Source organism: Methylomonas defluvii, from assembly GCF_033949435.1.
GTDB lineage: Bacteria > Pseudomonadota > Gammaproteobacteria > Methylococcales > Methylomonadaceae > Methylomonas > Methylomonas defluvii.
The window spans coordinates 66,081-90,357 of record NZ_JAXARY010000003.1; the positions used below are offsets into that span (position 1 = coordinate 66,081).

General features: G+C 53.9%; 18 protein-coding genes. 9 read left to right on the forward strand and 9 right to left on the reverse strand.

Features of this window, described 5'->3' with window-relative positions; translation table 11 throughout:
* Window positions 1–3: 3 nt before the first annotated feature.
* From QLH52_RS04670 to leuA, 5 genes are all read right to left on the reverse strand, one after another.
* Entirely contained in the window at window positions 4–633 is a 630-nt protein-coding gene (locus QLH52_RS04670) for a YfiR family protein (protein WP_319960724.1), read from the reverse strand.
* 42 nt (window positions 634–675) lie between these two features.
* The gene (locus QLH52_RS04675; RefSeq protein WP_319960725.1) at window positions 676–2,745 is read right to left on the reverse strand and encodes a TonB-dependent receptor plug domain-containing protein; all 2,070 of its coding nucleotides are present in this window, start codon (window positions 2,743–2,745) and stop codon (window positions 676–678) included.
* 15 nt (window positions 2,746–2,760) lie between these two features.
* Window positions 2,761–4,728 (reverse strand): TonB-dependent receptor plug domain-containing protein, encoded by a 1,968-nt coding sequence (locus tag QLH52_RS04680; protein WP_205450348.1) that lies wholly within the window; start codon window positions 4,726–4,728, stop codon window positions 2,761–2,763.
* Between the two features lie 455 nt (window positions 4,729–5,183).
* A complete protein-coding gene (locus QLH52_RS04685; RefSeq protein WP_205450347.1) occupies window positions 5,184–5,444 on the reverse strand; it encodes a DUF2024 family protein in 261 nt (86 codons plus the stop codon).
* A gap of 694 nt (window positions 5,445–6,138) precedes the next feature.
* On the reverse strand, window positions 6,139–7,860 hold the full coding sequence (gene leuA / locus QLH52_RS04690; RefSeq protein WP_319960726.1) for a 2-isopropylmalate synthase: 1,722 nt from the start codon (window positions 7,858–7,860) through the stop codon (window positions 6,139–6,141).
* A gap of 160 nt (window positions 7,861–8,020) precedes the next feature.
* On the opposite strand from leuA, the gene QLH52_RS04695 reads away from it, so the two are divergent.
* Together QLH52_RS04695 and tnpA are read left to right on the forward strand one after the other, a co-directional pair.
* Window positions 8,021–8,494, forward strand: a complete 474-nt coding sequence (locus QLH52_RS04695; protein WP_319960727.1) for an Lrp/AsnC family transcriptional regulator — start codon at window positions 8,021–8,023, stop codon at window positions 8,492–8,494.
* A 344-nt stretch (window positions 8,495–8,838) separates the two neighbouring features.
* Complete coding sequence (tnpA, locus tag QLH52_RS04700) at window positions 8,839–9,270, forward strand: IS200/IS605 family transposase (RefSeq protein WP_319960728.1); 432 nt, start codon at window positions 8,839–8,841, stop codon at window positions 9,268–9,270.
* 50 nt (window positions 9,271–9,320) lie between these two features.
* On the opposite strand, the gene vapC is transcribed toward tnpA, so the two are convergent.
* The 4 genes from vapC to uvrA all read right to left on the reverse strand — a co-directional run bounded on the left by vapC (window position 9,321) and on the right by uvrA (window position 13,715).
* A complete protein-coding gene (vapC, locus tag QLH52_RS04705) occupies window positions 9,321–9,782 on the reverse strand; it encodes a type II toxin-antitoxin system tRNA(fMet)-specific endonuclease VapC (RefSeq protein ID WP_319960729.1) in 462 nt (153 codons plus the stop codon).
* A 66-nt stretch (window positions 9,783–9,848) separates the two neighbouring features.
* Window positions 9,849–10,013, reverse strand: a complete 165-nt coding sequence (locus tag QLH52_RS04710) for an antitoxin (protein WP_319960730.1) — start codon at window positions 10,011–10,013, stop codon at window positions 9,849–9,851.
* A 225-nt stretch (window positions 10,014–10,238) separates the two neighbouring features.
* The gene (locus tag QLH52_RS04715) at window positions 10,239–10,832 is read right to left on the reverse strand and encodes a Uma2 family endonuclease (RefSeq protein WP_319960731.1); all 594 of its coding nucleotides are present in this window, start codon (window positions 10,830–10,832) and stop codon (window positions 10,239–10,241) included.
* 66 nt (window positions 10,833–10,898) lie between these two features.
* Window positions 10,899–13,715: an excinuclease ABC subunit UvrA gene (gene uvrA / locus QLH52_RS04720; RefSeq protein ID WP_319960732.1), complete on the reverse strand. Its 2,817-nt coding sequence runs from the start codon at window positions 13,713–13,715 to the stop codon at window positions 10,899–10,901.
* Window positions 13,716–13,877: 162 nt separating this feature from the next.
* On the opposite strand from uvrA, the gene QLH52_RS04725 reads away from it, so the two are divergent.
* The 7 genes from QLH52_RS04725 (at window position 13,878) to QLH52_RS04755 (ending at window position 24,274) form a co-directional block, all read left to right on the forward strand.
* Window positions 13,878–15,263: an MFS transporter gene (locus QLH52_RS04725; RefSeq protein WP_240348300.1), complete on the forward strand. Its 1,386-nt coding sequence runs from the start codon at window positions 13,878–13,880 to the stop codon at window positions 15,261–15,263.
* 36 nt (window positions 15,264–15,299) lie between these two features.
* Complete coding sequence (locus QLH52_RS04730; protein ID WP_033158801.1) at window positions 15,300–15,761, forward strand: single-stranded DNA-binding protein; 462 nt, start codon at window positions 15,300–15,302, stop codon at window positions 15,759–15,761.
* Window positions 15,762–16,352: 591 nt separating this feature from the next.
* A complete protein-coding gene (locus QLH52_RS04735) occupies window positions 16,353–20,153 on the forward strand; it encodes a response regulator (protein WP_319960844.1) in 3,801 nt (1,266 codons plus the stop codon).
* A 7-nt stretch (window positions 20,154–20,160) separates the two neighbouring features.
* Window positions 20,161–21,156, forward strand: a complete 996-nt coding sequence (locus tag QLH52_RS04740; protein ID WP_319960733.1) for a response regulator — start codon at window positions 20,161–20,163, stop codon at window positions 21,154–21,156.
* A 171-nt stretch (window positions 21,157–21,327) separates the two neighbouring features.
* Complete coding sequence (locus tag QLH52_RS04745; protein WP_319960734.1) at window positions 21,328–22,491, forward strand: MlaE family ABC transporter permease; 1,164 nt, start codon at window positions 21,328–21,330, stop codon at window positions 22,489–22,491.
* A gap of 2 nt (window positions 22,492–22,493) precedes the next feature.
* Window positions 22,494–23,285, forward strand: coding sequence for an ABC transporter ATP-binding protein (locus QLH52_RS04750; RefSeq protein ID WP_033158798.1), 792 nt, complete (start codon window positions 22,494–22,496; stop codon window positions 23,283–23,285).
* Window positions 23,282–24,274, forward strand: a complete 993-nt coding sequence (locus QLH52_RS04755; protein ID WP_101053303.1) for an MlaD family protein — start codon at window positions 23,282–23,284, stop codon at window positions 24,272–24,274. Before QLH52_RS04750 ends, QLH52_RS04755 begins: the two co-directional genes overlap by 4 nt.
* Window positions 24,275–24,277 lie beyond the last annotated feature (3 nt).

Here is a 24,277-nt window from a genome sequence, read left to right on the forward strand (position 1 = left end):
GGCTTATTTACCGGCCAAAATGTTTTTAGCCAGTTTCAGCAGCTGGGCGCTGATGCGCGTGTTACCGGCGTTGGCGGTTTCCAAGTTAATTTCGAAGCTGAGCCGGTTGCCGTCCTGGATCAAACCTATGGTGCCGCCCTGGTTGATAAACCCGGCTTTGTCGCTGACGCTGACTACCGGCGAGCCTTTTAATTCGCGGGCGTAATCGCCCGGATTATCGGCGGTATCGATAAAGATCAGATGGCAGGATTTTATATCTTTGGGTGATATATTGCGGGCGATATCCAAGGGCTTGCCGTTCACCGTTTTGCCTTCCAACATCAATAAATGGTCGCCGAAATCGGTATGACTGCTCAGGCACAAGGTATAACGATTCGGTGTGGTTGCCGACTCCGGCCATTCGATAAACTTAAAGAAATTGTATAAAAATGCCACTTTTACCGCTGCTTCGCTGGCCGCTTCGGCGTGGCATAGATGGCCGCTAAACAGCAAAGGCAGCAACAGCATTTTGCTGAGTAGCGCGATAGGCGCGAATCTTGGTTTTTCCGCAGGGCGCCGGCACGACGCATCGCAGCCGTAATTTCGGCACGATCCGCACAATCTTGCATAACGATGGCGCAAGATTCGCTTCATATTCGACACCTGTTTTTTGCTGTATGCATAGTGTCGGGCCGCTTAAAAGTCCCAGCGCAAGGTGCCGTATACCTCGCGTTGCACGGCTGTGGCGGTGGAAAACATATCCGAGCCGTATTCGAAATGACTGCTATTCAGCAAATTTCGGCCCACCAGCGCCAGTTCCACGCCCGCGCCCAAATCCCATCCCAAACGTGCATCCAGGTCCTGATAGGCTCTGGATTGCGCGCCGTTAAGGCCGGTTGCATCCGAATAACGCCAGTTCAGATCCAGCTTGAGTTGCGGGGAGAATTGGTACATAGACCAGAGCATGGCTTTATGGGCCGGGTAGCTGTCTCCGGAGATCAGCGTGGTGTTGGCAGGTGCCAGCGGAGACAGGCGGAAGCGTTCTTCTTCGTGGCTATAAGTGGCGCGCAGTTTCCAATTTTCAGTCGCTTGCCAATCGACACTGATTTCCCCGCCGTAGACTTGTACATGGCCGTAGTTGTTGTAATCCAGCGTCTGCAACATATAGCCGGCGAAGCGTTGGGTATTGGGGGTCAAGCTGGCGTAATCGTCGTAGCTGTAATGATACAAGGCTACATCAGTACTGAGTTGGCGACTCAGTTGGCCGCGCCAGCCCAGTTCGAAGCCGAGCATTTTTTCGGCGGTCAAGTCGGGGTTGCCGGTTAGGTTGCGCAGCACAGGCACAGTATTGCCACGTATCGTGTATGGCTGGGTTTGCAAGCCGTAGGAAATATTTTGCTCGACCCAATTGGGCGTGCGCACCGAGCGGGATACCGAGCCCCAAAACGAATGTTGGTCGTCGGGCGTCCACAGCAAGCGTGCGTTGGGTTGCACTTCGAATTGCGTGACCGGGTTGTGCTCCAGCTTGCTGCCCAAGGTCAAATGCCAACGATCAGGCACCAAGGTAATATCGTCCTGTCCGAACAGGCTGTAGATACGGTCGGTGCGATTGTTGGCGCTCATGGAGATTTGCGCGCTGTCCTCAAAATTATTCAGATTGAAACGCACGCCGCTGCCCCACACCAACATGTGGCTGTCGTTCAGCTTGTAGTTATGCTGAAAATCGACATCGATATTGTCGATTTGATATTCCGAATTCAAGTAAGGCGATTTCCGGCTGTGCCTGTCCCAATACATGCGTAACACGGTATTCGAGTCCGAGCTTTGATGTTGTTCCCAGCGTGCTTGGATGTAATGGCCGGAGAACAATTGGTCCGTCGGTAATTCCCGAGAAAAGGGCGGCGCCAGCACCGGCGTCTGTTGGGATGTTAATGATGGGAAGTGTTGCAGTGCGCCATTGCTCTCGCCGAGGAATGCATCGCCTTGCAAACTGAGTTTGTTGGTAAAGTCGATGGCTTTGTCGTAACGAAAACCGATTTTGCTCATCTCGCCTTCATCGCCGGCCTTAGCGCTGCTGCCCAGGGTTTTTGAGTCGCCGTAGTTAGTGTGGCGGCCGTACACTTTTAGATAGGCGTCGCCGCCCAAATCGGCGCCATAGCGCAGACCGCCGCCGTAGCGTTGGCTGCCGACATGACTGGATAGCAAACCGCCTTGCGTGTCTTTGGCTGATTTAGTGATGATGTTGATGACGCCGTTGACCGCATTGGCGCCCCACAAGCTGGCGCCGGGGCCGCGGATGACCTCAATGCGTTCGATGTCTTCCATCATCACATCTTGTTGATCCCACCATACTCCAGAAAACAGCGGGTTATAGACGCTACGGCCGTCCACTAACACCAACAATTTATTGACAAACTGGCTGCTGAAGCCGCGCATCGATACGGCCCATTTGTTGCCGTCCACTTTAGCCACGTGCATGCCCGGCACCACCCGCAAGGCTTCCGGGATGGTTGTAGCCCCGGTTCGGCGGATTTCTTCGTTGCTCAATACAAACAGGGCGGCGGGAACGTGTTTAATGTCTGTGGGCACCTTCATAACCGAGGTCACATCGAGATTCATCAATTGCTCGACGCTGAGGCCGGTCAAATCCGGTAAATTGTCACGTTCAGGCTCTTGATTGGCGGCGTGTGAGGAGGTTTGTCCCAAACACAAAAGCGCTCCCAGGCCGATAGCCCAAGATTTCCGTCGATGAAACGCCTTTTTCATATGATCGGCCCTTTTTTAAAACGTCAACTGTAGTTTCAAACGAAATTCCCTGCCGTTCATCTGTAACAGGTCGAAGCGGTCGCTGTTGATCAGCATTTCATAATGGCTGTCGAACAGGTTATAAACCCCGAAGGATACATCCAGGCCACGCATCAAGCGATCCGTGCTCAGATTCAGATTGACCAGATTGTAGGCATCGGCTTTGCCGCTCTGAAATGTCTTGCGGTCGCCGATGTAAATATTTTCGATGCCGAGCCGGACAAAATCGTCGAACAAAGGCTCAGCATAGTGTAATTTGAAAATATTTTGCGGCGAACCGTAAGCCCACACTCCTTGTCTGGCTTCGTTGGTAAACAAGCTGTAGGTGTAAGATGCCTTGAACATTCTGCCGCTGTCCCAGCGTTTTTCCGCTTCCCATTCCGCACCGTAGGCGTGGTATTTTCCAACATTGTCCAGCAGCGCCGTATCGGGGTTGGCTTTCAGTAACTCGGTGATGTCGTTGTAAAACAAGGAAACCAGCAGTTTCAGCCCGGCATTGGAATGCCATTCGGCAATCGCTTCGTAGCTTCTGATTTGCTCTTCTCTAAGCTCGGGGCTGACGCCGTAATAGTAGTTGTTGTAATCCAGGTTCCAGGCATGCGGGGCGCGAAATGTCGAGCTGTACAGCAGCTTGAAGGTGGTATTCTCCAAAGGGTTCCATATTAAGCCCAGACGCGGATTGAGTTGCAGGCGCTTGAGCATGTGGGTCTGATCCAGGCGCAGGCCGGCGCTGAAAACCAGATTGTCCAGTAACTGGATGTCGTCTTGCGCGTAAAGTTCGACGCGGTGGCCGCTGAGGTCGCTATCCTGATAAATCTGATAAGGGTCGGTAACATAGCCGAATTGGCGCTGGGTTTGGTCGTATTGATATTCCAAGCCGAAAAGTAGTCTATGTCCGTCGAATACGCTAGTCGTGAGTTGTGCTTCGCCGCCCCACCAGCGGCCGCTGGTTTGGTCGTGATAAACGTAATTACCGGCGTCATTAAATGGGTCCTCGGCCATGTAATCGTAGCCTTGATAAAATCCTTTAGCCATGAACGAGGTTTTCGCACTCAGGGCTTTTTGATATTTCAGATTGGTGAAAAATTGTCTGTCGTAAGTATGCGAGGTGGGATCGTTGAAAACGGCACCGAAAGCCGCGGTCGGCACCCGCTTGTAACGATCAACAAAACCGCCGCTGAGGGTGAATTCTTCGAATTGCATCCGGCCGAACAAGCGGTCCGCGCGTTCGGTATCCATGTTATGCGCGATACCGTTGTTGGTACTTGGGTCGTCGAAAGCCGGGAAATATAAATCTTCCACACCCTGGGTATCGAAATGCGATGCCGACACCAGCACATCGGCGCCATTATCGAATTGCTTGCCGTAGCTGACGCGGCCTTTGTAGGTGTCAAAACTACCCACTTCACCGGCTATTTGCGCCCCGTTCAAGGCTTTGCCTTTTTTTGTGACCACGTTGATCAAGCCCAAAAACGCATTGGCGCCGTAAATGGTGGAGCCGGAACCGGGAATAAATTCGATACGTTCCACCAAGTCCATGTCCAGCATGAATTCCTGGCCGATATTGCCGGAGTCGAAGATGTTTTCGTTCATGCGCTGGCCGTCGATCATGAACAGCACTCGGGAATTGTAGTCGCCGGACTGAATAAAGCCGCGCACGCCGACAAAGCTATAGTTGCGATCATTGCTGGTGAACAAACCGCGCATGCTGTTCAGCGCGTCCGCCAGCGTGCGCCAGCCGAAAGTGCGTATGTCGTTTGCCGTTAAAATCGAAACCGAGCTGGGGGCTTGACTGGCTTTTTGACCCAGCCTGGAAGCGCTGATGATTTCCACATTCAGCAATTGCTCAATGGACAGTTCAGTTAAATCTTCCGATGCCTTGCCGGCCGCTTGCGCGGTAGCCAAAGGCATCAACAGCATACCTAGGGCGATCAGCGCGCGCATTGAAAGTCTTGTCTAGTGGGGAGCGGGGACATGGATAATGATAAGACTCGGCTTAGTGCGCACAAACTGTCGATTAACGCGATATACAAAAACGATTATTTTACAATAGATTATTGTCGTTCAAGCTAGTTAGATTTTAATTCTGGTGTTTTTAGGCAGGGATTGGTTGGAGATGCTGGAAAAGGCCGACGTATCGTTTTGAGATAGTCTGATTGGTTTTGTTTGGGTGAACGCCATCGGTCTCCCGGGGCCGCATGGCAACGAAAACCTATTAGCTGAGGTCAGATCACCCTTTCGGCGCGTGTAATTTCGATGTTGGTAGCCATGTCACTGTTGACGAGGATGCCGGTGAGGTCGTTACTGACGCTTTTCGGAAAACAGGTGTTTCCTCCTACTTACGTTAAGGCCTTGCAAGGCAAGGCCTGGAATTCCTTGGCTTGATAGCAATATTGCTATCAAGCCGGACAACCTTCCATTTTGTATATGAAGTAACCTTGGCGATTGATCGTGTCAATCACATTAGCCGGTGCTTGTTGAGTATGGCAAAACCGACATTCTTTGCTGGAGACTAGCGCATCGCTTTCACCAATTGAAGATAGCCACTGTTTGGCATACTGAATGGCTTGCTCACTGTCCTTGCTGGCGGTAAATACATCAAAGTGCATGACGTGGTTGTCGTGTGCTTTTACATAGGTATCGTAAACGTGGATTTCCATCAAAAACTCCCGGATGAATAAAGTAAAAATTGCTCGATGCCATTAACGAAATGGCCAGATAAAAACGTCCAATGCGGTTTTTCGGTTCGGCGTTGGTCAGGCATTCCCTGAATGTTTGGTGTTCGGAATTCTTTGACAGCGTCATGAGAAAGATGCCGAGATGACGGATTTACATCCGTCATCGGCAGAGATCCGCAAAAACGTTCCCCTTGGGGTGAAAACGCTTCAACGGATTCACTAAAATTCTATAACAATATCGAATCGATATAAAAAGGTTTTTCATTATCCCGATTTCAGCCATGTATTCATACCATCGCGAATGCAGTAACTGTCCATGTTCGCTGATGATATGCCTCAATATCGCCAATAATTACGGAACTGGATGTACCTATACATGCGGCGCGTATGGTCGTCGAATGACTAGCGGCTTTACTGGAACTGAAACCGCAGCGCGACTTGAAACCGACTAATTGACGTTAAGCAGCTGTTCGACAGCTAACGATGTTGGGTTTTTAAAACAGTCCCCAATCCCTGTCCGCCCAAATTAATTCATTCCGGCTCGTCATAAATCTCCGATATTTTACGGGGCGGAGCGTCATAGTGCGCCGCGCTTCGAAACCGGCCGTTTAGTAATCGGGTACGCCGATTAGCAGCTAACGCGAGGAAATTGGCTTTGACGACCTGGAACGACAGATTAGGATGCGGAGTTTGCGGGTATCGGCGCTGGGGACGTGTTCAATTTTGTTAAATTGCATAAGCCCATATCGTCGGCCAAGCGATTGCAGGCGCTGATCAACGCCTTGATCGATGCGCTGACGATATTGGCGTCCATGCCGACGCCATACGCCGTGGTTCCGTTCGCTGTCGCCAGTTCGACGAAGGCGCAGGCCTGGGCATCGCCGCCGCTGCCTATTGAGCGTTCCTCGTAGCTGCGCACCGACACTGAGCCGTCAAGGCAATTTAAAGCCTGGACGGCGGCGGCTATCGGGCCGTTACCGACGCCGGTTAAGGTGCGCGGTTGTCCGTCCCATTCGATGTGCAGCTGTATGCTTTGGCCTTGGGCGTGCTCGAACAATTGATGGCACCGGTAACGCAGCGGCTTTGCCACATCGAGATAAGTCTGCGCGAACAATTGCCACAACGCTTCCGCGCCGATTTCGCCGCCGTGGCGGTCGGCGTGCTGTTGAACCACCCGCGAAAACTCGATCTGCAAACGGCGCGGCAGCACCACGCCGAAATGGCTTTCCAGCAAATGGGCGATGCCGCCCTTGCCGGACTGGCTGTTGATGCGGATCACCGCGTCGTAACCGCGGCCGACGTCGGCTGGATCGAACGGCAGGTACGGCACGTTCCAGACGCTATCGGGTTGCCGGGCGGCAAAGCCTTTCTTGATGGCGTCCTGGTGTGAGCCGGAAAACGCGGTGAACACCAACTCGCCGGCATAGGGTTGGCGCGGCGGCACGCTCAAGCCGGTGCACGCCTCGAAATCGCCCACCACCTTCTGGATGTCTGAAAAATCCAAGCCCGGCGCCACACCCTGGGTGTACAGATTCAAGGCCAGCGTCACCAAGTCCACGTTGCCGGTGCGTTCGCCGTTGCCGAACAAGCAACCCTCGACGCGCTCGGCGCCGGCCATCAACGCCAATTCGGCCGCAGCGACTGCAGTGCCGCGGTCGTTGTGCGGATGCACGCTGAGGATGACGCTGTCGCGGCGGGCGATATGGCGGTGCATCCATTCGATCTGGTCGGCGTAGACGTTCGGCGTCGCCGTTTCCACCGACGACGGCAAATTGAGGATGATCTTGTTGTCCGGCGTCGCGCCCCAGGCGGCGCTGACCGCATCGCAAACCTCGACGGCGAAATCCGGCTCGGTGGCGGTGAAGGTTTCCAAGCTGTATTGCAAGCGCCAGTGGGTTTGCGGCTGGTCGGCGGTTAATTGCTTGACCAATCGCACCGCATCAATGGCCATCGCCAACACCTCGGCTCGGCTCATGCCCAACACCAGTTCGCGAAAAGGCTGGGAGGTGGCGTTGACGATATGGACGATGGCCGAGCGCGCGCCATGCAAGGCTTCGACGGTTCTGCGGAGCAACGGCTCACGGGCGTGGCTGAGCACTTCGATGGTGACGTCGTCGGGTATCAACGCCTCGTCTATCAAACGGCGCACGAAATCGAAATCGGTTTGCGAGGCCGACGGAAACGCCACTTCGATTTCCTTGAAACCGATGCCGCACAAGGTGCGAAACAGACGCAGCTTGCGTTCGGCGTCCATCGGCTCGAACAAGGCTTGGTTGCCGTCGCGCAAGTCGGTGCTCATCCAGATCGGCGCTTGGCTGATCGTGCGATTGGGCCATTGGCGGTCAGCCAATGCCGGTGGCGGGAAAGGGCGGTATTTGTGGGAAGGGTCTGTCAACATGGCTTTTAACTCCTCAAAATGGTAGCCGATAGGGTAGACCAAATCGTCCGCCAGCCGATTGCGTTTATGCGATGTAAAAGGCTGAATGTTGATAGAATATTGCTGTAAATATCGATAATATTTTATTTTATTGTTTTTTTAAATGAATAGCGGGCATTTTATGGAACTGGATCGATACGACCGGCAAATCTTGAACATCCTGCAAACCGACGGCCGCATCAGCAACCAGGAATTGGCCGACCGCATCGGACTGTCGCCGTCGCCGTGCTTGCGGCGGGTACGGGCCTTGGAGGAGGGTGGCCTGATCGTCGGCTACCGGGCGCTGCTGGATGCCAAAGCCTTGGGTTTGACGCTGATGGCCTTGATTCACATCTCGATGGACCAACACACGCCGGAACGTTTCAGCACCTTCGAAGCAGCGGTCGCCGGCATTCCGGAAGTCCTGGAATGCCTGCTGATCACCGGCCAAACCGCCGACTACCAGCTCAAGGTGGTGGTCAAGGACTTAGATGCCTACCAGGAGTTGCTGCTGAAACGCATCACCGGCATTGCCGGTGTCAGCGGGGTGCATACCAGCTTTGTGTTGCGGCGGGTAGTGGATAAGACGGCGTTTTTGGTTGGGGAAGGGCTTTGACTATTCAGAACGGGTAGGCCGCTTCGTATAAACTGCGCCTAAACACGGCGACTGACAGCGGACCAGCCGTCTACACTTCGATAACTTTCAAGCATTTTCCTACCGTTAGGCTTTCGCATGGTACCAACCTCAATCAGCGGCAACAAAAAGTATTCGCCCCGGCCGTTACGCCCGTGGCTGGCAGGGGCGCAAGTAGCAGCCGAAATTATGAATCCGGCCGTATTTAACCAAAAATGAGAAATCCCCCTGCTCTGCCGGGGAGACAGCAGAAGTTTGACATTTAGAGGAGTCCATCAGGAAACTCGAGAGCGTGAGCCGCCAAGCCAACGCAAGAGGAGAACCTGATGGACGAGAACGAAAGCTTAATCCACTCGAAATGGGTGTCCAAATATCACGTTGTGTTTATTCCGAAGTGCCGTTGCCGGACCCTGTATAGGGCGTTGCGCAAGCATTTGGGCGAGGTGTTTCGAAGGTTAGCGAGCCAGAAAGAAAGCCGAATATTGGAAGGGCATTTGATGCCGGATCATGTGCATATGTTGATCTCTATCCCGCCGAAATATGCGGTGTCCCAGGTAATCGGCTATATCAAAGGGAAGAGTGCGATTCACTTGGCCCGTGTTTATGGTGAAAAGAAGCGTAACTTTGTCGGTCAACATTTCTGGGCGCGAGGGTATTTTGTTTCGACGGTGGGCCGGGATGAAACGATGATACGGGAGTATATCCGTCATCAAGAACAGGAAGACCAACGAGTCGAACAAATGAACCTTTGGCAATGAGTCGCCGCCTATTGGCGGCTAAAGTTAAAGGGCCGCGTCAGCGACCCTATTTACCGCTTTGAGCGGTTCACAACATAAAGCCCCCGGCTTTGCCGGGGGATATTTACCTTTACCCAGTTTTCAACCCGCAAGCCCGGCACTCTAAGATATTCCCGTTCGTTGTTGGTTATCAAAATCCAGTCTTGTGATCGCGCATGGGCGGCCAGGCATAAGTCGTTATTGCCGATTGGTTGGCCGATTTTCTGGAGCTCGGCGCGGATCTGTCCGTAATGGTCGCCGGCTGGTTCGGGTAACTCGCAGACTGGAATCAGGCCGGTCAATTCGGCTAGTGTGGCAATCGCGTGCTCGCGTACCTGGCTTTTCTCAGCGCCGACGCGCAATTCGCCCAAGGTGATCACCGACATGGCGAGTTCGCTGGCGGAGTGGCGGGCGAATCGCTCGCGTACGGCTGGCGGCCGATGTTTGGCGATGTAGATGCAGATGTTGGTGTCCAGCAGATAACGCACTGGCATCAAAATGCCTCGCATTCCTGCGGCGGGCTGTCTTCCCGGCCTTCGGCCATAAAGTCTTCTGGAAACCTACTGAGCGCGTCGAATATGGCTGTGGCGTAGGTTGGGGGTTTCTCGTAACACGATTTCGTCGCAGCGGCGGAATATTTCCACACGGTCGGCGTTAAAGCGAAATTCCTTGGGTAAGCGCACAGCTTGGCTGTTGCCGGATTGAAAAATACGGGCGTAGGTCATGGTCTTACTCCGTAAAATGTAAATACTGTCAGTATATACTTGTTTGTCTGGAGGAATCCAGAAACGAGAAGAGTTGCCTACTCTTGGCAGTTATCCAAGCTCCTGCTTAGATACCGAATCCAGTGAGCTAGTGCTTCCCGAATTATTTGAGAAAGCTAGAACTTTCAAGGCTTAGTGACCAAGCAGGAGCTTGGTCACCAGAGAATCTCGGCAGGCGATTAATTTTCAATAATCCTTAGGTAGCCGCGCCACCAACTCGCCCCAACCAATCACGATGTCCGGCAGAATGCCGACTTGGGTTTCACCTTCCAATGGATAAAGTTCGGGCTTACCGTATTCGCCGTTTTGCAGGCGGTAGATGGTCAGCAGGCGGTCGATGGGGTGGACCAACCAATATTCGCGGACGCCGGCGCGCTGATACAGGTCGCGCTTTTTGATCTGGTCGTGGCTGGCGGTAGACGGCGACAAGACTTCCACGATCCAATCCGGTGCGCCGCGCACGCCGCGTTTGTCCAGTTTGTTAGCGTCGCAGACCACCAGCACGTCGGGTTGCACGACGTTGGCTATCAGCTCGTCTGCCTCGTCGCGTTTGGGTAGGCGCACGTCCACCGGCGCGATGAAGGCGCGGCAGGATTTGCCTTGCAGTGCCTGGCGGGCTTGAAAATAGATTTCGCCGGCAACGTCCTGATGCGGCAGGTCAGGTGCAGGGGACATTAAAAATGCATCGCCGTCGATCAATTCGTAGCGCAAGTCGTCCGGCCATTGCAAATAGTCGCCGTAGGTGTGCTGTTGCCGGTCTTTTAAGGCTAAACCCATCATCGTTCTCCTGCTATTTCTCTGTTAGTCAAGCATCCTAATGAGTCCGCCGTTTGTCGGCAAGCGGCGCTACTCGAAAAATCGCTTCAGATAAGTCCCGGTATGTGAGCTCTTATGCTTGGCGATTTGTTTGGGCGTGCCTTCCGCCACCAGCACGCCGCCGCCACTGCCGCCTTCCGGGCCCATGTCCACAATCCAGTCGGCGGTTTTGATCACGTCCAGATTGTGTTCGATGATGATTACGGTGTTGCCGTGGTCGCGTAGGGTGTGCAGTACGGTAAGCAATTGCTTGATGTCGTGGAAGTGCAGGCCGGTGGTGGGTTCGTCCAAAATATACAGCGTGGTGCCGGTGTCGCGTTTGGATAGTTCCTTCGCCAATTTCACCCGTTGCGCCTCGCCGCCGGACAGCGTCACGGCGTTCTGGCCCAGCGTGATGTAACTCAAGCCCACGTCGATCAATGTTTGTAGTTTGCGGGCCAGACTGGGTATCGCGGAGAAGAATTGGGTGGCGTCTTCCACGGTCATTTCCAGCACTTCGTGGATGGTCTTGCCTTTGTAGCGGATTTCCAGGGTTTCGCGGTTGTAGCGCTTGCCGTGGCAGATGTCGCAGGGTACGAAGATGTCCGGCAGAAAGTGCATTTCTACCTTGATCACGCCGTCGCCGGCGCAGGCTTCACAGCGGCCGCCCTTGACGTTAAAACTGAAGCGGCCGGGATTGTAGCCGCGCGAACGGGCTTCCGGCACCGCCGAAAACAGCTCTCTGATCGGCGTGAAAATCCCGGTGTAGGTGGCGGGGTTCGATCTTGGCGTGCGGCCGATCGGGCTTTGGTCGATGTCGACCACCTTATCGAAGTGTTCCAGGCCGTCAATGGCTTCGCACGGCGCGGGGATGCAGCTGGCGCCGTTAATCAGCCGGGCGGCATGGCTATATAAAGTGTCGTTGATCAAGGTCGATTTACCCGAACCCGAGACGCCCGTCACGCAAGTCATCAAACCCACCGGAAAGCTGACATCGACATTTTGCAGATTGTTGCCGCTGGCTTTGCGGATAGTGACTTGCTTGGCCGGATCACGCGGCGTGGTTTTTTTGGGGATGTCTATGCTCAAGCCGCCGGACAAATACTGGCCGGTTAAGGAATTGGGATCGGTCAGAATATGCCCCGGTGTGCCTTGCGACACAATTTGCCCGCCGTGCACGCCGGCACCGGGGCCGATGTCCACCACATGATCGGCAGCGCGGATCGCGTCTTCGTCGTGCTCGACCACTATGACGGTGTTGCCCAAATCGCGCAATCGATACAGCGTGTTCAACAAACGCTCGTTGTCGCGTTGGTGCAGCCCGATTGACGGTTCGTCCAACACGTACATCACGCCGACCAGGCCGGCGCCGATCTGGCTGGCCAGACGGATGCGTTGCGCTTCGCCGCCGGACAACGTGTCGGCGCTACGGTCCAGGGTCAGATAATCCAAACCGACGTTAACCAAAAACTCCAGCCTTTCTTGAATTTCCTTGTTGATTTTGGCGGCGATTTCGCCGCGGTGGCCGGGAATATTCAAGCCCTGAAAAAAGCCCAAGGTTTGTTTAATTGGCAAGCGGGTGACGTGATGCAAAGGTTGCTCATCGACAAACACGTTGCGGGCACCGATATTCAGCCGGGCACCGTCGCATACCGAGCAAGTCTGTTGCGCCAGGTATTTCGACAACTCGTCGCGGACCATTTGCGAGTCGCTCTCGTGGTAGCGCCGTTCCATATTGGGGATGATGCCTTCAAACGAATGGCGGCTGGTTTTCGGTTTACCGTTACCCATCTGGAAGGTAAAGCTGATTTTTTCCTCGCCGCTGCCGTACAGAATCGCCGCCTGAATATCTTTGGAAATATGTGAAAACGGCGCTTCCGGGTCGAAGTGATAATGCTCGGCGAGCGCACAGATGATTTGGTAGTAATAAGCGTTACGCCGGTCCCAGCCGCGCACCGCGCCGCCAGCCAGACTGATCTCCGGATTGTGCACCACGAGCTGCGGATCGAAATGTTGGCGTACGCCTAGACCATCGCAACTGGGGCAGGCGCCTTTCGGGTTGTTGAAGGAAAAGATACGCGGTTCCAACTCGCTCAGACTGTAGCCGCAATGTGGGCAGGCGTAACGCTCTGAAAACAGTAATTGTTGATCGCTTTCCATCGACGCAGCAATCGCCAATCCTTCGGATAAACGTAACGCAGTCTCAAAGGATTCGGCCAAGCGCAGTTGGATGTCTTCGCGGATTTTGAAGCGGTCGACAATGACTTCGATGGTGTGTTTTTTCTTTAAATCCAGGGCAGGGGGCTCGTCCAACTCGTAAACTTCGCCGTCGATGCGGGCGCGTAAAAAGCCCTGGGCTTTCAAATCTTCCAGCAACAGCACATGTTCGCCCTTGCGATCATTGATCACCGGCGCCAACAGCATCCAGCGCTCGCCCTCCGGTTGTGCCAACACCTGGTCAACCATTTGACTGACGGTTTGTGCTTCCAGCGACACTCCATGCTCGGGGCAGCGCGGAATGCCGACCCGCGCGTACAACAGCCGCAAGTAATCGTAAATCTCGGTGATGGTGCCGACCGTGGAACGCGGATTGTGCGAGGTGGATTTTTGCTCGATGGAAATCGCCGGCGACAAGCCTTCGATATGGTCGACGTCGGGTTTTTCCATCATCGACAAAAACTGGCGGGCGTAGGCCGACAGCGATTCCACGTAGCGGCGCTGACCTTCCGCGTAAATGGTGTCGAACGCCAGCGACGATTTGCCTGAACCGGACAAGCCGGTGATGACAATGAGTTTGTCGCGCGGCAAGTCCAGATCGATGTTTTTCAGATTATGGGTGCGGGCGCCGCGTATGCTGATGGTGTCCACTGTTGTGCATTCCTAGGGGTTTTTAACAACTGATTACTATACGGCTAAGGCAGTCATTGGGCAAAGAGGATTGGCTAAATCGGTATTGCCGTGCTGGAGCGCGACGCCTATAAACTGGTACTATAGCCACCTTTAACGACGCAAGGCAAAGGGGAGTTTGGTTTGACACAGGTTCAGGATATTACCAGTCCGATGACGGCCATGGAGAAGCGGGCTACCGTATCGCTGGCCAGTATCTATGCGCTCAGAATGCTGGGTTTGTTTATGCTGCTGCCGGTGTTGTCGCTGTTTACCGAACAAATGCCCGGGTCGACGCCCAAGCTGGTAGGTTTGACGATGGGTATCTATGGCCTGACGCAGGCCATCCTGCAAATACCGTTCGGTTTGTTGTCGGACCGGTTCAGCCGTAAGACCGTGATTGTGATCGGACTGATTCTATTCGTGGCCGGCAGCGTCTGGGCGGCGCTGGCAACCGATATTTACGGCGTGCTGATCGGCCGCGCGCTGCAAGGTTGCGGGGCGATTTCCGCAGCGGTTATGGCCTTGCTGGCCGATTTGACTCAGGAAGTGCATCGTACCAAAGCCATGGCGACCATAGGTGCCAGCATCGGCGTGTCGTTCGGGGTGGCTATCACCCTGGGACCTATCATTGCCCATCATTTCGGCATTGCCGGCATCTTCTGGATGATTGCGGTATTGGCGGCGCTGGCGATTCTGGTGATTCTGTTCGTCGTGCCTAGCCCGGAAAAAATTACCACCCACCGCGATGCCGAGTACATTCCTTCGGAGCTGGGTTCGGTCATCAAGAATGCCGATCTGTTGCGCTTGAACTACGGCATTTTTGCGCTGCATTTGATTTTGATGGCCAGTTTCGTGGTGGTGCCGCTACTGATGCGCGATGCCGGCCTGCAAGGCGGCAGCCATTGGCTGGTATATCTACCGGTGTTGGTGACATCGATGGCGATGATTATCCCCTTCGTGATCATCGCCGAGAAGAAGCGGCAAATGAAGAAAGTGTTTATCGGCGCGATTGCCACCTTGGTGATTGCCAACATCGGCTTTGTGTTGCTGCACGGTGAGTTGATCGGATTGATCGCTTGCTTGTGGATATTCTTCTGCGGTTTCAATCTGTTGGAAGCCACCTTGCCGTCATTGATTTCCAAAACCGCGCCCGGTGATTTAAAAGGCACGGCCATGGGCATCTATTCCAGCGCCCAATTCCTCGGCGCGTTTTTAGGCGGTGGCGCTGGTGGCTGGTTGTACGGCGAATTCGGCGCCGCGGCGGTGTTTATGTTTTCGGCCGGCATCGCCGCCAGCTGGATAGTCATCGCGCTGTTCATGTCGCCGCCGCGCTACTGGGCCAATTTGCTGTTGCCATTGCAGGCGATCAAACCCGAACGCGGAGCGGAATTTTCCAAAGCTTTGTTGGCGATTAACGGCATTGAAGAGGTACGGCTGCATTTTGAAGAAAATGCCGCGTATCTGAAAGTCGATAACCAGCAGCTCGATAAAAATCAATTAGGTATTTTTTTGAAGCAGTGGCAGTAAGCTGCTGTTACTCGCAATTTTTACACGGAGAACACCATGCTGAATAAAGTTATGCTGATCGGCCGCCTCGGCGCCGATCCGGAAGTGCGCTATATGCCGAGCGGCGATGCTATTACCACGATACGGTTGGCCACCGATAGACGCTGGAAAGATAGGCAAACCGGTGAGCGCAAGCAAGAAACCGAATGGCATCGGGTAGTGTTTTTCAGTGGTTTGGCGAAAATCGCCGGCGAATATCTGAAAAAAGGTAGCCAATGTTATGTCGAAGGCCGTATCCGTACGCAAAAATGGCAAGGCCAGGACGGTCAAGATAGGTACACCACCGAAATTGTTGCCGACAATATGCACATGCTGGACAGTAAAAGCGGCGGCACTGCCAGCTACTCGGACAATAATACTCCGCCGGCCAGTAGCTATGACAATCGCTCTTCCGGACCTTCAGGCCCACAAGCTGCGCCGGCTTCCTATGACGATTTCGACGACGATATTCCGTTCTGAGACTTACCTTAGAACAAGCAAAAAGCCCCTACTCAGGGGCTTTTTTATAGCGTGCGAAATCTGTTTGTTCTGCGCCGTCTAAAACGCCACTTTACATATTATCCGCTGTCTATAGATACTCGAGCCCCTCGATATTTGCCGCAATAAACTCATCTGGTAAGCTAGCGTTTTAGAGGGCTACCTAAAGCACGGGGGGCATATGTTTTTCGGTTTGCGCAACATTTTCATAGCGGATGACAAAACGTGCCGGTTGATACTTGCCGAGCAGCGTTGGCAATACACCAGGTCTGACGCTGCGACTGTCTCCGATTCAGTACGTTCGTTAGTTGTTTTTAGACTGGCAGCTACGCACCTGAATTGCCGCGGCATCGGTAATAAAGTGGCGACCGGCATTGTTTTGCATGGATAGCTTTTGCATTTTTATGCGTTGCGCAACGGCTGAATGTTGCAGGGTTTATCGCGGTGATTAAGGACACGCTGATTAAATTCTTCGACCCGCTCAGGGTTAACCAGCAGCGAAATCGGCGTGCTGAGCGTTTTCTGCAGATCCGCTTCCAACGAATTCCCATCCACTTGACTTCGATAGTGTCTGTGGCGATACCAATGGCCGCAGGTTTACTGCAATGGTCGCTATGGTCGGCGCTGTCGCCCCTGACCTGGATATTGTTCTACCCGGCGGTATTTTTAAGTGCCTACTTGGGAGGAGTGCTTAGCGGCCTGCTTGCTACCGCAATGGCCGTTTCAATGGGTATCTATTTTTTTATCCCGCCTGAGGGAAGTTTTAACATTGCGGACGTGCGCTATTACTATTCCACGGCGATTTTTGCCTTGATGGGGCTGTCGTTTAATCTGGCTTTCGAACAATTGCGCCGCTCCAAAGCCGAGTTGCAGCGCATTGCCAGTTTGGAATCGGAGGTTAACCACCGGCGTTTGAACCAAGCACTTCGCGCTGCCAACGCCGGTATCTGGGAGTGGAATTTACAGACCAACGAAAATCAATGGGATGAAGGTTTGTGGCGCCTGTATGGCTTGGAGCCGTTTGCTTGCCAAGCAAGCTACGACGTCTGGCTGTCCACTGTGCATCCGGATGATCGCGCCATCGCGCAAGCGGCAATTCACCAAGCAGTACAGCAAAATATCGAGTTGAACGTGGAATGGCGGCTTGCCGCACTAGTCGACGGCCTGGAGCGTTGGCTGATGTCGCGTGGTCAACCAGAGTTGGATGAGAAAGGTCGGCCTCTACTCTATCGAGGTATTGTCTTAGACATCACCGAACGCCGGCAAATCGAGCAAAGCCTGATAGAAAAAGAACGGCTGCTGGCAGATTCTCAGGCCGTGGCTCATATTGGTTCTTGGGTTCGCTACCTGCCTGGCGGCCAAGCGATGTGGAGCGAAGAAACCTTTCGGGTATTTGGCCTATCACCCGAAACCGATCAAGCCTTATCCATGGAGCAGTTGTTGGATACGGTGCATCCCGATGACCGTGCCGCCAGACGCGCCTGGCATCAGGACTGTTTGGCGGGTAACAGCGGTAACGGTTTGGAATACCGTATTTGTACCCCGCAAGGACAGCAGCGTTGGCTGTTGTCCAAAGCCAAACTGGAAACCACGGCCGATGGTCAACCCTGGCGCTTGATTGGGACCGTGCAAGACATCACCGAAGCCAAGCTCGCGGCCGCGGAAAAACAGCGTTGGATCGATGCTTTCCGCTATTGCGGGCACGGCATAGCCATAGGCAACCCCGAGACCGGCCGCCTGGTAACCTGCAATCCGGCGTTTGCCGAGATGCTGGGTTACGACAACGCCGATCAGTTTGAAGGCCAACTCATTCTGTCCCTGTACGCGCCGGAATACGTCGAATCGGCCGCACAGCGTCTACATGAAGCCGACCAATTCGGCAAAATACGTTACGAATCGGTTTATCGGCGCCAGGATGGTTCTAAGTTTGACGTGGCGGTAGATTTGGTCAGCGTCAAAAATGCCGAGCAAAAGGTGATGTATCGGGTGGCCACGGTACAGGACATCAGCGTGCGGAAAAAACAGGAAATGGAATTGCTGCAATATCGGGATCATTTGCAGAACCTGGTCGAACAACGCACGGAACAGCTCAACCAAGCCTTGCAACGCGCAGAGCATTTGACGCAGGTAAAAAGCAGTTTTGTGGCAAATATGAGCCACGAAATCCGCACGCCGATGAATGCGGTGCTGGGCTTTTGTTATTTGCTGGAACAACACGCGCTGAACGAAGAAGAACGCAGTTTGGTAAGGAAAATTCGTGATGCCGGGCGTTCTTTATTGGCGATTATTAACGATATTCTGGATTTTTCCAAAATCGAGGCCGGACGCCTGGAGATCGAAAACCTGCCGTTCCGGCTCAGCGATATGTTCGATCACCTTGCGGCCTTGATGGCGGCGGCAGCCGACCACAAAAATCTGGAATTGATCATTATCCCGCCGGCCGGTGTCGATGCTCTGGTCGGCGATGGCCTGCGCATTCAACAAGTCTTGATTAATTTACTCGGCAATGCGATTAAATTTACCGAACGCGGCGAAGTCGTGTTGCGCGTGACTGTCGATGATTGGCAAAGCGGCGATACGGTGGCGGTGCGCTTTGCCGTCAGCGATACCGGTATCGGTATTTCCGAACCGCAATTGGACGATGTGTTTGCCGCCTTTACCCAGGCAGATAATACAATCAGCCGCCGCTTTGGCGGCTCGGGCCTTGGCTTGGCAATTTGTCGCCAGCTGGTGAATTTGATGGGGGGCGAGTTGCGGGTAAACAGTGTAGCCGGCCAAGGCAGCGAATTTTGGTTTGTCCTGCGGTTGCAGTGGCATCTTGACTGCAATCCGGCGCAGTCTCTCCCGCATTTGCACCATTTGAAATTGCTGGTGGTCGATGATTGTGAGACTACGCGCGAAGCCGTCAATACCTCGGCGCGAAGTCTTGATTGGCATGCCAACGCCGTCGACTCGGGTGAGGCGGCAATCGTCGAACTGCTCGCCAGTTTGGAACGCGCCGAGCCTTATGACGTGCTGTTGCTGGATTGGCCCATGGCGGATGTCGACGGTACGAGTATAGCCGAAGCTATCCGCGCTTCATTGGCGGCGGTTAACCCAGATCAGCCGCGTATAGCCATTATCTTGATGATCAGCTCATCTTATTCCCGGGAACTGCTGGCGGTTGATGCCGATATGAAGCATGTCGAGGGGATATTGAGCAAACCGGTAACCCCTTCCGCATTGTATAACGCCGTCGCGGCGGTATTGTCGAAACCCCCGCCGCTGCCAGTTTTGCCGGATAAATCGTCCAATTCGGCAGGCACACGTATGCAAGGTCTGCGAATACTGGTGGTGGACGATAGCGACATCAACCGCGAAGTGGCGAGGCGCATTTTGGAGTCGGAGGGCGCGCAAGTCAGCTTGGCCTGCGACGGCCAAGACGCGGTGGATTGGTTGTTTAAAAACCCTGGTGCTGTGGATTTGGTATTGATGGATGTGCAAATGCCGCGCATGGACGGTTATGCCGCCACTCGGCGGATACGCAAAAATCCGGCGTGGTCTGATTTACCCATCCTGGCACTCACGGCCGGCGCCTTTAAAAACTTGCAGGAAGCAGCGCTGGAAGCCGGTATGAACGATTTTATCGCCAAGCCCTTTAACGTACCGCAAATGCTGGCTTTGATCAGGCGTTGGACAGGAAACAATTCGCCGCTCGGAGTGACGGGGCTGGCATCCGGCGATCTGGATGACGGGTTGATTCCCCGCGGCCAATCCGCCCCACTCATTGTGCCGACAACTCCAGACCCAGACGAGTGGCCGGGAATCGATGTTAACGCCGGCCTTAAAATGTGGCATAAGCGCGATCTTTACCAGGCCTATCTGGCACGCTTTGTCGAGCAGTATCGCACAGCCGGACGGGACATTAGTGTCGCGGCCGAGCAAGGTCAACTTGCCGAGCTTGCCACCCTGACGCACAAGTTAAAAGGCGCGGCTTACGGTTTGGCTCTGACCGAGGTAGCCAAACGCAGCGTCGAACTGGAAACGGCCTTGCATCACAGTCAGCCGTTGGCTGCGGCCGCCGCAGCGCTGCAACAGGCGCTTGACGTGGTGATCATCAGCATCGGTAACTTAAGCGCAAACACCCTGTCACCGCTTGAACATAGTGCTCAACGCGAGGCGCCCGATGGTATCAAACCCTTGTTAAGTGAATTATTAACGGCGCTGGATGAAGATAACCCCGGTCATGCCGAGCGCCTATTGCTGAAATTGGCGGGCTTGGTGGATGCCGAGTTATTGGCGCCGCTCGCGACACAAATTCGCGACTATAATTTTCGGCAAGCTGAAAGCTTAGTTCTGGCGTTAATAAGCCAGCTCGATATACCAAAACAGTAAGATACCCATGCCTAATAATCCGATTTTGATCGTGGATGACGAACCCGCGAATTTGGCGATACTCCGTGAAATTCTGGAGCCTACCTATCGTTTGGTGTTTGCGCGTAACGGTGAGGAAACCCTGCTGGCGGTTGCCAAACACCGGCCGAGTTTAATTTTGCTAGATATTCAGATGCCGGATATGAACGGCTACCAAGTTTGTCGGGCTTTGAAAGCCGATCCGGTCACCGAAACCATCCCGGTCATATTCGTCACGGCTTTATCCGACTTGGGCGATGAAGAGCAAGGGTTTGCGGTGGGTTGTGTGGATTACTTGAGTAAGCCTGTTGTACCCAGTCTGGTGCGGGCGCGAGTAAAAACCCATTTATCATTGGTAAGAGCGACGCAGTTGGAAAAAAGCCACCGCGACGCCATCTATATGTTGGGCGAAGCCGGCCACTATAACGACAACGATACAGGGGTACATATTTGGCGGATGGCCGCTTATGCTAAAGCCTTGGCCTTAAACGTCGGTTGGACGTGTGCCGATGCCGAATTGCTGGAGTTTGCCGCGACGATGCATGATACCGGCAAAATCGGCGTGCCCGATGCGGTACTGAGTAAACCGGGTGCGCTGGATGAAGACGAATGGCGCATCATGCGCCGGCATTGCCAGATTGGTTACGATATTCTGTCGAAAAGCGATGCACCGATTTTTAAACTGGCGGCCGAAGTAGCCTTGTCGCATCACGAAAAATGGGACGGCACCGGCTACCCGAATGGGCTGGCTAACCTCAATATTCCCGAATCGGTGCGTATCGTCGGGGTGGCCGACGTGTTCGACGCGCTGACCATGCGCCGGCCTTATAAAGAAGCATGGCCGGTCGATAAGGCGGTCGCGACTATCCGCGAAGGCGCCGGGCAGCATTTCGATCCGGCGATGGTGACCTGTTTTCTGGATATTCAACCGCAAATTTTGCAAATCAAGGCCGACTGGGAAATTCGCGAATTGGCGAAAACTTGATAGTTACTGATAAGCTTTTTGCTGCCGACATGCCGATTTTGAAGATGCAGGGCTATTCAGTCAGAGCAGTTGCTCCCGGCAATTTTTAGGAAAAATACTTCTCAGTCGGCTATTGCCATGCGTCGGTGTTCTGCGCATACTTGTGGCTAAGTTTTATCAGTATCAACAGGGATGAAAACGTCAAAATTCCTACCGCCAGCCATCAATAGTGCTCCAAGCTGCGCCATCAGCGCGATTCGCCAGGCAAAGACTTTGCAAATCTCGCTGTCCGGAGACTGGGTGCTGGATGCGCAATTACCCGCTTTGGAACCCATACTCGCGCAGATTGAAACCCAGGTTATCGAAAAAATTGTCGTGTCTACGGCGGCGCTTGGCCGTTGGGACAGCATGTTGGTGACTGAATTAATTAAGCTAATTGATTACGCCGAGCAAAAACAGGTGGCTGTGGATAAGACCAGCTTGCCGGCATCGATTCAAGGCTTGCTGGCTCTGGTTGCCGCCGTGCCGGAGCGCGTCGATGCACACCGCGAGCAAACCCAGAGGTCGTGGTCGCAGGCTTTGGCGGTCAGCACCGGCAAAGCCATTCAGCATGGCAAGGAGATGTTGATTTTTGTCGGGGAAATGATGATCAGCACCTTCGCCACGCTGCGCGGACAAGCCCACTTTCGCCGCCAGGATTTATGGCTGTATATTCAAGAGTGCGGGCCGTCGGCGTTGCCTATCGTCACCTTGATCAGCTTGTTGGTGGGGTTGATTCTGGCCTTCGTCGGTGCGGTGCAGTTGTCTTTGTTCGGTGCGCAAATTTACATTGCTAACCTGGTTAGTTTGGGTATGACCCGGGAAATGGGCGGTTTGATGACCGCGATTATTATGTCCGGCCGCACCGGCGCCGCGTATGCCGCCCAGATTGGCACGATGCACGTCAACAGCGAAATCGATGCGTTAAAAACCATGAACCTGGACCCGATGGCGTTTCTGGTGTTGCCGCGCATGTTGGCCTTGATCATCATCATGCCGCTTTTATGTCTTTACGCCGATTTGATGGGCATCATCGGCGGCGGCTTCGTCACGGTGAATTTTTTTGACGTGTCATTGACCGAGTATCTGGACCGCACCGCGCATGCCGTGAAGATGAAGGATTTTATTATCGGCTTCGTGAAGTGCTCGGTGTTCGGGATTTTGATTGCGCTATCGGGTTGTATGCGCGGCATGCAATGCGGCCGCAGTGCCTCGGCGGTCGGCGATGCCGGCACCTCGGCGGTGGTCACGGCCATCGTGTTTATCGTCGTTGCCGACTCGGTAATGACCATCATCTGCAACCGGCTGGGGATTTAACGATGGCCGAGGCCTGCATTACAGTAAAAAATCTAACCATGACTTACGGCGATTTCGTGATTCAGCGCGATCTTAATTTTACGATCAATCGCGGCGACGTGTTCATCATCATGGGCGGCAATGGCTGCGGCAAAACCACCTTGTTACGGCATATGATAGGCTTAAAGTCCCCGGCAAAAGGCGATGTATGTTATGGCGATCAAGGCCTCTGGCAAGCCAATCCTAAAGCCCGCCAGCAAATTCTGGCACGCACCGGCGTGTTGTTTCAAAGCGGTGCTTTGCTCAGCTCGATGACCTTAGCCGAAAACGTCGCGCTGCCGATTACCGAAGCCACCCAGTTGCCAGCTAAAAAGGTGCGGGAGATTGTCTCCTATAAACTGGCGCTGGTCGGCTTGGCCGGATTTGAAGATTATTATCCTTCAGAATTAAGCGGCGGCATGCAAAAGCGCGCCGGTCTGGCGCGGGCGATGGCCTTGGATCCGGAAATATTGTTTTTCGACGAACCGTCGGCCGGCTTGGACCCGATTACCGCCAAATTGCTGGACGATTTGATTCTAAGTTTGAGTAGTGCTTTGTCGGCCACCATCGTCGTGGTTACCCACGATCTGGACAGTATTTTCGCGATTGGCAACAACTCGGTATTTCTGGATGCGGAAACCCGTACCAATATCGACGGTGGTTCCCCGCAAAAACTGCTGCACGAATCCAAACACCCCAACGTGATTCGATTTTTAAATCGCGGCGACCAAACCGAGCAAAATAGCAATCATCGACACATGAGGAGTCCGGCGTGAGCAAACAAGCCAATCCACTCGCCATCGGCGCGTTTTTGGTCGGCGCGTTGATCCTGCTGACGGCGGGCGTGATGATTTTTGGCGGCAGCGACTTTTTTAAGGACAAAAAACGCTTCGTGATTTTTTTCGACTCGGCTTTGAACGGTTTGAATGTCGGAGCACCGGTTAAATTGCAGGGTGTGCAGATCGGTAACGTCAACGAAATTTCCTTGGTGATGGATTCTGCAACCGGCCGGATTTTCAAGCCGGTGGTGATCGAAATCGATCCGGCCTTGCTGCAAGATTTGTCGGTACAGCAATCCGGCGGCCACAGTAAAAAACAGCGTATGCAGGACGCGCAACGGCTGATAGACGCGGGCTTGAAGGGCCGGTTAGAGACGCAGAGCTTGCTGACCGGCTTGCTCTATGTCGATCTTAATTTTTATAGCGATAAACCGGTCAATCTGATTAAGCTGGATTACAAAAATCTGCCGGAATTGCCCAGCGTGCCGACTACCGTTGACGAAATCCGCAATACCGCCGATGAAATTCTCAATCGCGCGCGTCAATTGCCGGTCGAGGAGATGATGAAGAATTTGGCGGATACCCTCAGCGAAATGCGTAGTTTGCTGCAATCCGACGACACCAAGCAATCGTTAGCTGCGCTAGCCAAATCCTTGCAGGAAACTCAGCGTTTGATGGCGACGTTAAACAATCAGATCGGACCGTTGATGAGCAACGCCAATGGCGCTTTGAGCGATACCCGCACCACCTTGCAGGACTTTAACAAGGAATTGTTGCCGGTGTTGAAAGCCGCCGAACAAAGTCTGAACGCCGCTACCAAGGTGATGGAAGGCTCGCAAAACGCTTTGACCGCTGTCGAAACCTTGGCCGCGCCGGATGCGCAACTCGGGCAAGCCTTGGTGGAAATGCGCAATGCCGCACGTTCCCTGAAGGATTTGACCGAGTCGCTGGAGCGGCGGCCGGAGTCGTTGATATACGGCAAATAGATT

Coding starts and splice junctions, on each gene's coding strand:
- tnpA (WP_319960728.1), top strand. CDS start 8,839: ATGGACGAGAACGAAAGCTTAATCCACTCGAAATGGGTGTCCAAATAT.
- QLH52_RS04745 (WP_319960734.1), top strand. CDS start 21,328: ATGAAAACGTCAAAATTCCTACCGCCAGCCATCAATAGTGCTCCAAGC.
- QLH52_RS04710 (WP_319960730.1), bottom strand. CDS start 10,013: ATGACCTACGCCCGTATTTTTCAATCCGGCAACAGCCAAGCTGTGCGC.
- vapC (WP_319960729.1), bottom strand. CDS start 9,782: ATGCCAGTGCGTTATCTGCTGGACACCAACATCTGCATCTACATCGCC.
- QLH52_RS04680 (WP_205450348.1), bottom strand. CDS start 4,728: ATGCGCGCGCTGATCGCCCTAGGTATGCTGTTGATGCCTTTGGCTACC.
- QLH52_RS04695 (WP_319960727.1), top strand. CDS start 8,021: ATGGAACTGGATCGATACGACCGGCAAATCTTGAACATCCTGCAAACC.
- leuA (WP_319960726.1), bottom strand. CDS start 7,860: ATGTTGACAGACCCTTCCCACAAATACCGCCCTTTCCCGCCACCGGCA.
- QLH52_RS04750 (WP_033158798.1), top strand. CDS start 22,494: ATGGCCGAGGCCTGCATTACAGTAAAAAATCTAACCATGACTTACGGC.
- QLH52_RS04685 (WP_205450347.1), bottom strand. CDS start 5,444: ATGGAAATCCACGTTTACGATACCTATGTAAAAGCACACGACAACCAC.
- QLH52_RS04730 (WP_033158801.1), top strand. CDS start 15,300: ATGCTGAATAAAGTTATGCTGATCGGCCGCCTCGGCGCCGATCCGGAA.
- QLH52_RS04675 (WP_319960725.1), bottom strand. CDS start 2,745: ATGAAAAAGGCGTTTCATCGACGGAAATCTTGGGCTATCGGCCTGGGA.
- QLH52_RS04670 (WP_319960724.1), bottom strand. CDS start 633: ATGAAGCGAATCTTGCGCCATCGTTATGCAAGATTGTGCGGATCGTGC.
- QLH52_RS04715 (WP_319960731.1), bottom strand. CDS start 10,832: ATGATGGGTTTAGCCTTAAAAGACCGGCAACAGCACACCTACGGCGAC.
- QLH52_RS04740 (WP_319960733.1), top strand. CDS start 20,161: ATGCCTAATAATCCGATTTTGATCGTGGATGACGAACCCGCGAATTTG.